The sequence below is a fragment of the Mesorhizobium sp. M8A.F.Ca.ET.021.01.1.1 genome (genome assembly GCF_003998025.1).
Lineage (GTDB): Bacteria > Pseudomonadota > Alphaproteobacteria > Rhizobiales > Rhizobiaceae > Mesorhizobium.
Genome location: NZ_RZSJ01000140.1, coordinates 1 through 11,809, shown reverse-complemented (window position 1 = coordinate 11,809; position 11,809 = coordinate 1). Strand labels below are relative to the sequence as shown.

The 11,809-nt window shown below is 64.3% G+C and carries 11 protein-coding genes; 4 read left to right on the top strand and 7 right to left on the bottom strand.

Annotation, left to right across the window (positions count from 1 at the left end; translation table 11 throughout):
- From EOA36_RS13660 to murA, 4 genes are all read right to left on the bottom strand, one after another.
- Positions 1-844: ABC transporter substrate-binding protein (locus EOA36_RS13660; protein ID WP_245464346.1), on the bottom strand; the 844-nt coding region annotated here is incomplete at its 3' end.
- Between the two features lie 170 nt (positions 845-1,014).
- On the bottom strand, positions 1,015-1,938 hold the full coding sequence (gene murQ, locus EOA36_RS13655; RefSeq protein WP_127278084.1) for an N-acetylmuramic acid 6-phosphate etherase: 924 nt from the start codon (positions 1,936-1,938) through the stop codon (positions 1,015-1,017).
- Between the two features lie 164 nt (positions 1,939-2,102).
- Positions 2,103-2,984, bottom strand: a complete 882-nt coding sequence (locus tag EOA36_RS13650) for an N-acetylglucosamine kinase (RefSeq protein ID WP_127278083.1) — start codon at positions 2,982-2,984, stop codon at positions 2,103-2,105.
- The gene (gene murA, locus EOA36_RS13645; protein ID WP_127278082.1) at positions 2,981-4,237 is read right to left on the bottom strand and encodes a UDP-N-acetylglucosamine 1-carboxyvinyltransferase; all 1,257 of its coding nucleotides are present in this window, start codon (positions 4,235-4,237) and stop codon (positions 2,981-2,983) included. The genes EOA36_RS13650 and murA overlap by 4 nt, the downstream gene beginning before the upstream one ends.
- Positions 4,238-4,409: 172 nt before the next feature.
- On the opposite strand from murA, the gene EOA36_RS13640 reads away from it, so the two are divergent.
- A complete protein-coding gene (locus tag EOA36_RS13640; RefSeq protein WP_127278081.1) occupies positions 4,410-5,261 on the top strand; it encodes a MurR/RpiR family transcriptional regulator in 852 nt (283 codons plus the stop codon).
- Positions 5,262-5,274: 13 nt separating this feature from the next.
- Here EOA36_RS13640 and EOA36_RS13635 read toward each other — a convergent pair whose 3' ends face one another.
- The 3 genes from EOA36_RS13635 to EOA36_RS13625 form a co-directional block, all read right to left on the bottom strand.
- Positions 5,275-6,630, bottom strand: a complete 1,356-nt coding sequence (locus tag EOA36_RS13635; protein ID WP_127278080.1) for a glutamine synthetase family protein — start codon at positions 6,628-6,630, stop codon at positions 5,275-5,277.
- A 247-nt stretch (positions 6,631-6,877) separates the two neighbouring features.
- Entirely contained in the window at positions 6,878-7,576 is a 699-nt protein-coding gene (locus tag EOA36_RS13630; protein WP_127278079.1) for a GntR family transcriptional regulator, read from the bottom strand.
- Positions 7,577-7,763: 187 nt separating this feature from the next.
- Entirely contained in the window at positions 7,764-9,824 is a 2,061-nt protein-coding gene (locus EOA36_RS13625) for a N,N-dimethylformamidase beta subunit family domain-containing protein (protein ID WP_127278078.1), read from the bottom strand.
- A gap of 42 nt (positions 9,825-9,866) precedes the next feature.
- Between EOA36_RS13625 and EOA36_RS13620 the strand changes: the two genes are divergently transcribed.
- The 3 genes from EOA36_RS13620 to EOA36_RS13610 form a co-directional block, all read left to right on the top strand.
- Positions 9,867-10,181, top strand: a complete 315-nt coding sequence (locus EOA36_RS13620; RefSeq protein WP_127278077.1) for a hypothetical protein — start codon at positions 9,867-9,869, stop codon at positions 10,179-10,181.
- 88 nt (positions 10,182-10,269) lie between these two features.
- Positions 10,270-11,307 carry a cell division protein FtsZ gene (gene ftsZ / locus EOA36_RS13615; RefSeq protein ID WP_127278076.1) on the top strand — a complete coding sequence of 346 codons (1,038 nt, stop codon included), beginning with the start codon at positions 10,270-10,272 and terminating at the stop codon, positions 11,305-11,307.
- Positions 11,308-11,480: 173 nt separating this feature from the next.
- A partial coding sequence (locus EOA36_RS13610) for an SWIM zinc finger family protein (protein ID WP_245464345.1) occupies positions 11,481-11,809 on the top strand: 329 nt, incomplete at its 3' end.

Sequence of the window (11,809 nt, the reverse complement as noted above, 5' to 3'; positions counted from 1 at the left end):
CCTTGAGCTCCGTCATCGGCTTGCGCGACGGATTGAGCTGCAGAACGTGATAGGCCAGCACCGGCACGCGGTTGAGCTGCAGGGTGGGTTCTTTCGGCACCAGCGTGGCGACGAGCGGATCATTGAGCAGGGCAAAATCGATTTGCTTGGTACGCATGGCGGCGAGGATCGCCGCTTCGTCCGGCAGTACGCTGATCTCGATGCCGTCGACGCCGGTAGCACCCCCGGCCCAGTCCTTGTTGGCGCTCAGAACTTCCTTGGCGTTGGGGTCCCATTTGTCGAGCTTGAATGGACCGGAACCGACCGCCTTGGTGCCGATCGAACCGGCCTTGATCTCGGTCGCCGGAACGATGGCCGCGTTGACGTCGCTCATCGCCGTCAGGATCGGCACGTCGGGCTGCGAGAGATGGAACACTACGGTCGCCGCATCCGGCGTGTCGATGCTCGCGATAGACAGGAAGTTGGCGCGGGCGGCGGCACCCGTCTTCTCGTCGAGGATGCGCTCGAAGGAGGCCTTGACGTCGGCGGAGGTCACGGCCGTGCCGTCCTGGAATTTCGCCTTGGGATCGAGCTTGAAGGTCAGCTCCTTGCCGTCCTTGGAGAACTCCCAGGAGCTGGCGATGGCGGGGATGATCTGCAGGCTGGCATCGACCCGCACCAGCGGCTCGTAGATCAGCTCCAAAAGCCGCAGCGACGAGAACGCCGTCTGCTTGTGCGGGTCAAGCCCGGTGGCGTCCTGCGACCATGCCATGTGCAGCGTCGCCGCCTGCGTCGAAACCGTCGCGATGCCCAGCATCGCGCCAAGGGTAATGCCCGAAAGCAGCCTTCTTGTAAGATGAACCATTCTCGTCTCCCACTATTGAACTCGATGCCTTGCAGTTTCCGTCGGCCGCTTCCATGGCACACATGCTTTGGAGTATCGGCCCAGTCTATGCGGCTTGACGCCGTCTTGTCCCATGCGGCTTCTTGCCGTCATGTCTAAAGCGGCTTTCAGCCGTCATGTCCCGGGCGGCCTCAGGCCGCTTCGTCGCCGATCGCCTTTCGCAGGAACCCTCCGGCCTTGAACAGCGCGGCCCGCGCCGCTTCGACGTCGAGGCCGGTAATGGTCACCAGGATCGCCAGCTTGACGTCATTGCCGGTCCGGTCGAGCGCCTGTCGCGCCTGCGGCGCGGTGCAGCCGGTCGTCTGCATGACGATCCTGATCGCCCGGGCGACCAGCTTACGGTTCGACGGGTTAAGGTCGACCATCAGATTCTGGTAGCTTTTGCCGATGCGGATCATCGAAGCCGTGGTCAGCATGTTGAGCACCAGCTTCTGCGCGGTTCCCGATTTCAGCCGCGTCGAGCCGGTGAGCACTTCGGGGCCGACGACGGGCGAGATGGCGATGTCGGCGATGCCGGCAATGGTCGATGCCGGATTGCAGGACAGCGCGACCGTCGCCGCGCCCAACTGCTTGGCATAGGTCAGGCCGCCGATCACATAGGGCGTGCGCCCGCTGACCGCGATGCCGACCACCACGTCATCGGGTGTGAGCCCGATGTCCTGCAAGGCCTTGGCGCCCATCTTCGGGTCATCTTCGGCGCCTTCCAGCGAGCGCACCAGCGCGTCGGATCCACCGGCGATCAGGCCGACGACCATGCCTTCGGGTACGCCGAAGGTCGGCGGGCATTCCGAAGCGTCGAGCACGCCAAGCCGGCCGCTGGTGCCGGCGCCGATGTAGATCAGCCGCGCGCCTTTCTGGAAGGCGAGCACGATGCGATCCACCGCGGCGGCGATTTCCGGCATGACCTTTTCGACGGCCGCCGGGACAAGCCTGTCCTCGTCATTGATCCTGCGCAGGACGTCGATGGTCGGCAACAGGTCGATGTCGACGGTCCTTGGGTTCCGGCCTTCGGAAACCAGCCGGTCCAGCTCAGACATCAACCCTTGCTCGGTCATTCCAGCGCTTTCAAAATCATGCTGCACGGCGTCCGGCACCGCTCGACGGGCGGAGCGCGTCCGGATCCTGGGTCCGTCATCGCAGTTTTCTTTGTTAACTTTTTAGAATTCAATATTCACATCGTCAATCGAATTTTGGAATATTTTATTCCTATCTTGTCGACCTATCCTCCGCCAACCGACCTCTTGGCAAGAATGATCGCGCCGGACACGGCGTCGCCGTCGGCGGGCTTCAGGCGGCGGCGCACGTCAGGGGAGAGCCAGGGTTCGAGGGGGCTGGCGAGGCCGCCGAGCAAGGTCACGCGCGGCGCGCCTTTTTCGAACAGCACCCGCACCAGTGTGTCGATCTGTTCGGCGGCGCTTTGCACGATGCGGCGTCCGACAGGGTCGCCCTGGTCGGCATGGCGCATCACCATGGGTGCAAGCGCGGCATAGTCCGTCGCGCTGGCGCGGTCCATCCAGGCGACGGCCTCCATCGGGTCGCCGGCGAAGCGCTGCATGACCTCCGCCAGCAACGCGGTCCGTTCGTGCCGGCCGTCATGGGCGCGCAATGCCAATTGCACGGCTTTCAGTCCGAGGTCGGCGCCGCTGCCCTCGTCGGAGATCGGAAATCCATAGCCGCCGGCGCGCAGGTCGCGGCCCTCGACAAAGCCAAGGCCGATCGAGCCTGTCCCGGCAATGACGATGGCGCCGTCCTTGCCGGAGTGCGCGCCAAGGCAGGCGCCGACGCCGTCGCTGACGAAATCGGTGCTGGCAAAGGGATGCGCGATTGCCCGCAGCGCCTCCAGCGCGCCCTTGCGGCCGATACCGGCAAGGCCGATGCCGGCATGGATCCGGGCGGTCTCGGCTGGCGCGAAACCTGCTTCCTCGACCGCTGCGCCGAAGGCTTTCGCGATCGAGGCCCAGGCTGCCTCGATACCGAGCCGCGTCGTCGCCGGGCCGGACAGGCCCTGTCCCAGCACCACGCCTTGCGCGTCCTCGAGGCGGGCGCGGCAACCGCTGCCGCCACCATCGACGCCGAGGAAATAATGCGCCTCGGTATTCATGCGCCCAGCCGCTCGATGTCGGCGCCGCAAAGGCGCAGCTTGCGATCCAGTTGCTCATAGCCGCGGTCGAGGTGATAGACGCGGTTGATTGTTGTCTCGCCTTCACTGACCAGCGCCGCCAGCACCAGCGACACCGAAGCGCGCAGGTCGGTGGCCATCACCTGCGCGCCATGGAGCTTCGCGCCGCCGCGCACCAGCGCCATGGTGCCTTGCAGCTTGATGTTGGCGCCGAGCCGCATCAGTTCGGGCACATGCATGAAACGATTCTCGAAGATGGTCTCGCGCAGCAGCGACGCACCCTCCGCACAGCACATCAGCGCCATGAACTGCGCCTGCAGGTCGGTCGGAAAACCGGGATAGGGTTCGGTCGTCAGGTCGGCGGCCTTGAGCGGCCGGTCGCGCGACACGATCAGGCCGCGATCGCCCGGCCAGACACTCACCCCCGTCGCCTCCAGCAATTGCACCACCGAGGCCATGTGTTCGAGCCGGGCATGGGTGAGTTCGAGCTGGCCGCCGGTGATCGCCGCGGCGATCGCATAGGTGCCGGCCTCGATGCGGTCGGGGATGATGTCGTGCCTGGCGGCGTGCCAGCTGGTGTCGCCCGCAATCAGGATGCGGTGCGTGCCGGCGCCCTCGATGCGCGCCCCCATGGCGTTGAGGCAAGCCGCGAGATCGGCCACTTCGGGTTCGCGCGCGGCGTTGAGGATTTCGGTTTCGCCCTTGGCCGTGGTCGCCGCCATCATGGCGGTTTCCGTCGCTCCGACCGATGGCGAGGGGAGCACGATGCGGGTGCCGGTCAATCCGTTCGGCGCTGAGGCAACGATCAGGCCGTTCTCGATGGCGATCCTGGCGCCGAGTGCGGCGAGTGCGGCGACATGCATGTCGACCGGCCGCGCGCCGATCGCGCAGCCGCCCGGCAGCGAAACCCGCGCATGGCCGAACCGCGCCAGCAACGGCGCCAGGACGAGCACCGTCGCCCGCATCTTCCGCACCGTGTCGTAGGACGTCTCCTTGGAGACGGCGGCACTGGTGTCGATGGTCGCGGCATGGGCGGACCGCGTCACGTCGGCGCCGTGAAGCCGTACCACACCGAGCATGTTTTCGACGTCGGTCACATCGGGCAGGTTGGTCAGTTCGAGCGGGTAGGGGCTGAGCAGCGAAGCCGCGATCTGCGGCAAAGCGGCATTCTTGGCGCCCGATATGGTGACCGCGCCTTGCAGTCTCTGTCCGCCGACGATCCGCAATCTGTCCATGACTGAAACCTTGATGATGAGGGCCACGCCCGGGATCTGCCTGGGAAAGCCTGCTCCGAATCCCGGATATTGATCCGGGTCGAGTTGAGAATTAATTCTGCGTTCTTGGCTGTCAATCGAAATTGGAATAATTTATTCCTCGTCTTGCAAGTCTGAACAGCGAGGAATTCCCGTGTCCGTCCTAAGCAGGATCAATGCGAAGCTCGACGGCATGGCGCCCGGCGATCGCGAGATCGGCCGGTACATCGTCGACAATCCCGACCAGATGCTGCGCCTGTCGACGGCGGCGCTCGCGGCCGAGATCGGCCGCAGCCAGTCGAGCGTCGTCAAGTTCAGCCAGAAGCTCGGCTATGCCAGCTACCAGGAGCTCAAGCTCGCCGTCAGCGAGGCCAAGGCGCAGGACTGGCAGGTGCCGGCCGGTGTCATCCATGGTTCGATCGAGGTCGGCGACAACTTTCCGGTCATCCTGAAGAAGCTGATCGGCAGCAAGCTGCTGTCGATGCAGCAGACCGTCGCCGCCAACAGCGAGCGCGTCATCTCGCGGACGCTGGAACTGCTGGATGGCGCGCGCCGCATCCATCTGGTCGGCGTCGGCGCCTCCTCGCTGGTGGCGCGCGACTTCTCCTACAAGCTGATGAAGCTCGGCCGCAATGTGCTGCACGACAGCGACAGCCACATCCAGATGGCCAATGCCGCGACGCTCGGGCCTGGCGACGTGCTGTTCGCGATCTCCTATTCCGGCGCCAGCATCGAAACCTTGCGCATCGCCGAACTTGCAGCCAAGCGCGGAACAATGGTGATCGCCGTCACCGGCCTGCACGACAATCCGCTGAGCCGGGTCGCCGACATCCGCCTCTACACCATCGCCGACGAGGAGCGAGCGCGCTCCTCCTCCATCACCGCGCGCGACGCGCAGCTCACACTAACCGACCTGTTGTTCATCCTGTTGGTGCAGAGGCAGCCCGACGCCAACGACTATGTCCACAACAGCGAGGCGGCGGTCTCGGTGCTGAAGGCCGGATGATCGCCGTAAACACTCAGACGCTTTCGAGATAGGTCTCGATCTCGAAGTCGCTGACGTTGAGGGCAAAGGTGTTCAACTCCTGGCGTTTGCAGGCGACAAAAGAGTCGCGCAGGATCGCCGGGAAGATCTCCGCCACATGCGTTCCACCTTCGAAAGTGGCGATCGCGGAGGCCCAGTCCGGCGGTAGCTTGGCTGGCGCCGCGCCTTGGCCATCGCTCCCGGTAGGCTCGCCCGGCGACATCTGTCTTTCGATGCCGATCAGGGCTGCTCCCAATATGGCGGCAAGCACCAGATAGGGATTGGCATCCGCCCCCGACACGCGATGCTCGATGCGGCGCGCCCCGGTCGGGCCGCCGGGAATGCGGATCGCGACCATGCGGTTCTCGTAACCCCAGGCGACCGCGGTCGGTGCATAGGAGCGCGGGCGAAGGCGGCGATACGAATTGAAGTGCGGTGCGAAGACCAGCGTGCTCTCGGCCATCGCCGCCAGCAGCCCGCCGACCGCGTTGCGCATGGTTTCGGAGCCCTGATCAGTGCCGTCGTCGAACACGTTGCGACCGTCGGCGTCGACCAGGCTGAAATGGACGTGAAAGCCGTTGCCGGCCCGGTCGCCATAGGGCTTGGCCATGAAGCAGGCGGCAAAGCCATGCTTGCGGGCAATGCCCTTCACCGTGCGTTTGAACAACACCGCATCGTCGGCCGCCCGCAGGGCGTCCGCGACATGGTTGAGGTTGATCTCGAACTGGCCGACGCCGTTTTCGGCAATCGCCGTGTCGACGGGAATGCCTTGCGCCCGGCAGGCCTCGTAGACGTCGTGGATGAAGGCCTCGAAATCGTCGATCTCGTCGATCGACAATGCCGCGTCGGAATCGAGACGCCGCCCGGTGACCGGCGAGACAGGTCCGACCGGCCGCTGCGACTGCGGATCAACCAGATAGAATTCAAGTTCTGTCGCCGCGACCGGGGTCAGGCCGAGCGCCTTGTAACGGTCGAGGATACGGGCCAGCGCGCGCCGGGGATCGCCGAGATAGGGCGCTCCGCTCTCGTCGGCGAGCCAGAGCGGGACGAGCGCCGTCGGATGCGCCGTCCATTCCACCGGCAGAATGCCGCGTCCCGTCCATTGGCAAAGGCCATCGGCATCGCCGGTCGAGAAGACCAGGCTATTGCCTTCGATGTCCTCGCCCCAGACATCGAGCCCGATCAGCGAATAGGGCATGCGCAGCTTGCCCTCCAGCGCCTTGCGGGCCTGCTCGACCGGGATGCGCTTTCCCCGCATGATGCCGTTGAGGTCGCACACTGCGGCCCTCAGGCTCTGGATGTCGTTTCGGCTCTCGAGCCAGCTCAGAACGTCCGCAATTGCATCGCTCAATTTCCGTTACCTCTGGTTCCCTGCGGTGCCGCGCCTGAGGCGGCCACCCTATTTCACGACAAGACGGCTGATGAGTTCATGAAGACATCTCCGACATCAGTCGGAAGAATTTCCCTCATTTTTCAGATCATTAGCCGGGATATCGGGAGGCATTTCAGGAACCAATTGCGCGATCTGCGATCGCAACATAGCGGCAAGGCAAGGGAAAGCCAAGTGGCATCTGGTGACGGGTCCAGGAGACACCGGTCTAGCTCCTCGCTTCCGGAAACCTGGCCTGCCGCAGGATATGCGCGGCGCCCTCGTCGATGTCGCGAACGATGGCCACGCGCGCCCGCGCGCCGTCCTGTGCCTCGATCGCCGCGACGACTTCCTCGTGATAGTCGATGTCCAGAATGGAGGAGAGGTCGTCCTCGAACCCCATGGCGAGGTTTCGGAGAAACGGGCCGACCTGCATCCACACCGTCTCGATCAGGAAGATCATCTGCTCGTTGCCGCAATGACGATAGATCGAGAATTTGAAATCGTGGTTCTTCCTGAGATAGTCGCCGATGTCGCCCTTGCGGGCGGCCAGGGTCAATTCCGCGCAATGGCGTCGGATCGCCCGCAGATTGTTGCCGTTGATCAGTTTTGTCGCAAGCTCGGTCGCCGGGCCTTCGAGGATCGTGCGCACGGCGGTCAACTGCGAGAACCTTTCGGCCGAGATCACCGGCACCTCGACGCTGCCGTTCGGCATCGGGGTCAGCGCCCGCAAGGCCTGCAACCGCATGAAGGCACTGCGCACCGGCATGTCGCTGGTGCCCAGTTCCCTGGCGAGCTTGCGCGAGGTCAGCTTCTGGCCGGGCAGGAATTGCCCTGACATCAAAGCCCGCACGAGCTCCAGATAGACCTTCTCGTGCAAGGGCACGGTGTCGACGGCGGTCAAACCGAAATGTGTTCTGTCGGCCATTGGCGGGGGCGTTGCTTCATGCGTTCTGAAATTGACCTGACGACACGCGCCGCGGACAAACCTTGAGCCGGGCACGGCGGGAACACCCAAGCCGCCGATTGATCATGCATGATAGACGCTTCGGTCGTTGCGCGGCAAGCCAACTGCCCCAACCGGCGCGGTGCGGTGGGTTGCCTTCCTTTCCGGGCTATCGATCCGCGGCCTGCCGGCTCTTTTCCGCCGCCAGATGCGTCAGCAAATTCTTGGTGATCCGGCCGACGTCGTTCATGGCATCGCCCGCCGGCAAGGCGCCGCACCAGGCGACCGAACTCGCGCAGAAGATCAGGCCGCCCGAAGACAGATGGCGCAGCGTCATCTCCGCGCAGCGGCGGCCGTCGCGCTCGCTTTCACCTCCCTCGTACCAACGGGTGGCATCATGGACGAAGCTGTCCGGGAAGCCGGTCGCGCGGGCAATGACCATGGTGTCGGGGGACGTGCCCAGATGCGGATCGGTGGCATCGACTTCGTAGCCGGCGGCGCCGCCAAGCACGATGCCCTCGTCGCCGAAGGTCTCGCTGGTGACGCCGTCGAACAACCACGCGGCCGAGGGTTGATGGCTTTCCGGCGTGCGTGTGAAGGGTCGCGCGCCGTCAAAACCCATCAGCGAGATCGCGACGCCGGTCAGCGAGAATTCACCGCGCCCACTGGCGCGCAGATCGCCGCCCGGCTGGTTGGTGATCGACAGTGACTGTTCGGCGATGGGGCCGTCCCAGGTCCGACCCGCCTCGAGCGGCGAGCGGCGCAGTTCCATCAGATCGTCCTTGAATGCGACCTTGCCGGCAAAGCCATTGCCGCCGAGATAGGCGATGCCGCCGCCCGCCGCCGCGAACTGGCGCAGCGCATGCTCCATCTCGACCGACATATATTCGGGATGGCTGCCGGTGATGACAGCCTGATAATCCTGCAGGCCGGCAAGGCCCCGCTCATGCAGATCGCGGTCGGTGATGAGATCGAAGGCAATGCCGTTGCTGTGGCAGAAGCGCAGAAAGTGCAGGTCGACCGGCAGATTGTGCGGGCAGCCGCACAGCGGATAATTGTAGTCGTCGCGCAGCGTCGCCTTCGGCTTCCTGGTGGAACAGATAGACACGCCGCTGAGATCGCTGTGGTAGTCGTAGAGCGACTTCAGATTGTTGTCGATCGCGAAGCGATGGCCGCGATCCTCGCACATCCATTCGTAGAGATGCGCTGGCAGGAATTCATCGGCATAGGCGAGATAGGTGGCCGTCGGCACCAGGAACAACAGCGGCGCCCGGCGCACCGACGAAGTGATGAAGAAGACGACGCGCTCCGATCCTTCATCGTGACCGACCTCGAAGGCATAGACTCCGGCCGGCGCCTCGGCGGGAACCTGTAACTGGTAGGAGGCGGGCCACTGCAACGCGCCCATGTCGTCGTCGTGGCAATGCACGGCGTCGTAATGCGCCGGCACCAGGCGGGGGTCGAAACTCGACCCGTCCCAGCGCCGCGAGGTCATGCAGAAAGCGGGCTGGTTGATCGTTTCCAGCAAGAGGACGCGATCGGCGCCTGTCGAAGAGAGCGGGCCGCTCGGCAGCAGGGTGGGAAACGCCCAGGCGATGCGACCGGCCGCGGTTCGCAGCGCGATTGCCGAGAACTTGGCGTTGAGCGACCTCAGGTCGTTTGCCGCGCTGGTCCCGAAGACCATGTCTCCGGACAGGGGCCGCCAGGGCAGGTCGAATTGACGATGCAGGCGAAACGGCGACAGGAGATCGTCCGAGCCGATGCGCAACACGGTCACGCCGTCGTTTGACGAAATCTCGACCATGAGCCAGGTGTTTGCCGGCAAGGCCACGTCGGTTTCGAGCGGCTTGCCGTCGTGGCCTGACGTCAGCCGCCCGTCCTGCAAGCCCAGGCGCAGGTTTCCGCTCTCGAACAGCACGCGGGCGCCATCGTTGCGCGTCAAATACACTTCGAAGGCGACGCCTTCGATCTCGGTGGCCTTGCCCAGTTCCGCCGCCGCGATCTTCAGGAAGGATCCGTGATCGAAATCGCGGTGGGACACGGCATTTCCCGTCGGCTCGACGCGCCAGCCCATCGGCTCGGCCGCGGGAGTATCGAGCCGCACGACGTGCACGTCGCGTAGCTGCCGCGACGACGAGACATGAAGGGCGACCGGTGTTCCGGCCGCTGTATGCCAGGGAACGGTGTAGCCTGAGACGGCCATGGCGCCGTGATCGACGGGGCGTTTCATCGCCGCGAAAGTCCGCGCCGCCATCCCGGCTGACGCAATCTCATGGCTGGCAAACTGGACAACTCTTTCATGCCTTTTTGGGTTCTGGAAGGGAGATATACCCCTCCAGCTTTGATTGATGTCGAACTCCGCAGAGATCTCGTCCTGGCCATTGAGACGATCGGCAAAGGCGGGCTCCGCCCGGCCATCGCCAGGCATCCGTCGTGGCGCCTGATCCGCGACGACAGTATCGCGATCACCCGGGACCGGACAATCGCGTTCTCGCAGGTCGGCCTCTTCATCACAAAACTTGACCCTCACACACTTGCACGTGCGGCCGCTCTCTGGCTCTTTGGGGTACCCATCCGAACGGACTGATTCGCGTCATGCCGCTCGATTGCAATGTCCTACGGGCAGTCTGCTTGTGGGTCGTGAAGCGCACGCAATTGGCGAAGGAGAAGCAGGCATGGCCGAGTTCAAGAAGCCGGAAATCTCCGAGATGAGACCCAAGATCACCGTTATCGGCGTCGGCGGCGGTGGCGGCAACGCGATCAACAACATGATCGTGGAACAGCTTCAGGGAACCGAGTTCATTGCCGCCAACACCGATGCCCAGGCGCTGACCATGTCGAAGGCGACACGGCTGATCCAGCTTGGCGCGCACGTCACGGAAGGCCTCGGCGCCGGCTCGTTGCCCGAGATTGGGCGTGCCGCGGCCGAGGAATCGCTTGACGAGATCATGGATCATCTGGCCGGCACCCATATGTGTTTCGTCACCGCCGGCATGGGCGGCGGCACCGGAACCGGTGCTGCTCCTATCATCGCCCAGGCGGCGCGCAAGGCCGGCATCCTCACGGTCGGCGTCGTCACCAAGCCGTTCACCTTCGAGGGCAGGCGCCGCATGCAGATGGCCGAAGAGGGCATCGAGCGGCTGCGCGAGGCCGCCGACACGGTGATCGTGATTCCCAACCAGAACCTGTTCCGCATCGCCGATGCCAAGACCACCTTCGCCGACGCTTTCGTGATCGCCGACCGGGTGCTTTATTCCGGCGTCAGCTGCATCACCGACCTCATCGTCAAGGAAGGCCTGATCAACCTCGACTTCGCCGACGTCAAATCGGTGATGCGCGGCATGGGCCGCGCCATGATGGGAACCGGCGAGGCGTCCGGCGACGGCCGTGCGATGAAGGCGGCGGAAGCCGCGATCGCCAACCCGCTGCTCGACGAAATGTCCATGAAGGGCGCCAAGGGCGTCCTGGTGTCGATATCGGGCGGCAGGGACATGACCCTGTTCGAGGTCGACGAGGCGGCCACCCGCATTCGCGAGGAAGTCTACGAGGACGCCGACATCATCGTCGGCGCCATCTTCGACAAGAGCATGGAAGGCCGCTTCAGGGTCTCGGTGGTGGCGACGGGGCTCGATCGTTCGCTGGCCGAGGCGGAGGTCCATGCCGATATGGCGCGTGACCATCCAGGCCACGCGCCGACACGAATCCTCCAATAGAATTTATTGGCGGGTCTCGCCAATATCGCCTTTTTGCGTGCGCAGCGGGCTGGTAGAGACAATCGGCACGCAGCGCCTGTATTGATCTCCAGTCCGCCGCTGCTACAAGAATCCGTCACAGACGGCCATCTATACTGGCAACTGGCATTCGTTCTGGCGACCAGAGGCGCGGCTTGGAATTTGACTTGAAAACGATCGAGGCGCTTGCCCCTGACCAGGCATCGCTGAGCGCCGCTTCCAAGCTGACCAAACGATCGAACTGGCCACGCCTCGAAAAGAACGAAGCGCTGGCCCTTATGTGGGGCGAGTGTCAGGGATCCGGCTCCAATCCCTATCGTGTGGTCGTCGACACCGGCGATCATGGCTATAAATGCACGTGCCCGTCTCGGAAATTCCCCTGCAAGCACAGCCTGGCCTTGATGTGGATCGCCGCATCGGGCCGTTCTTCGCTGCGCAGCGACATCAACCGCGACGGAATCTCATCGAGACGGCCGGCAAGGGC

Excerpts from the sequence above, each read along its gene's own strand:
- ftsZ (WP_127278076.1), top strand. The coding sequence starts at position 10,270 with ATGGCCGAGTTCAAGAAGCCGGAAATCTCCGAGATGAGACCCAAGATC.
- EOA36_RS13630 (WP_127278079.1), bottom strand. The coding sequence starts at position 7,576 with ATGGCCGACAGAACACATTTCGGTTTGACCGCCGTCGACACCGTGCCC.
- murQ (WP_127278084.1), bottom strand. The coding sequence starts at position 1,938 with ATGACCGAGCAAGGGTTGATGTCTGAGCTGGACCGGCTGGTTTCCGAA.
- EOA36_RS13650 (WP_127278083.1), bottom strand. The coding sequence starts at position 2,984 with ATGAATACCGAGGCGCATTATTTCCTCGGCGTCGATGGTGGCGGCAGC.
- EOA36_RS13620 (WP_127278077.1), top strand. The coding sequence starts at position 9,867 with ATGGCTGGCAAACTGGACAACTCTTTCATGCCTTTTTGGGTTCTGGAA.
- murA (WP_127278082.1), bottom strand. The coding sequence starts at position 4,237 with ATGGACAGATTGCGGATCGTCGGCGGACAGAGACTGCAAGGCGCGGTC.
- EOA36_RS13625 (WP_127278078.1), bottom strand. The coding sequence starts at position 9,824 with ATGAAACGCCCCGTCGATCACGGCGCCATGGCCGTCTCAGGCTACACC.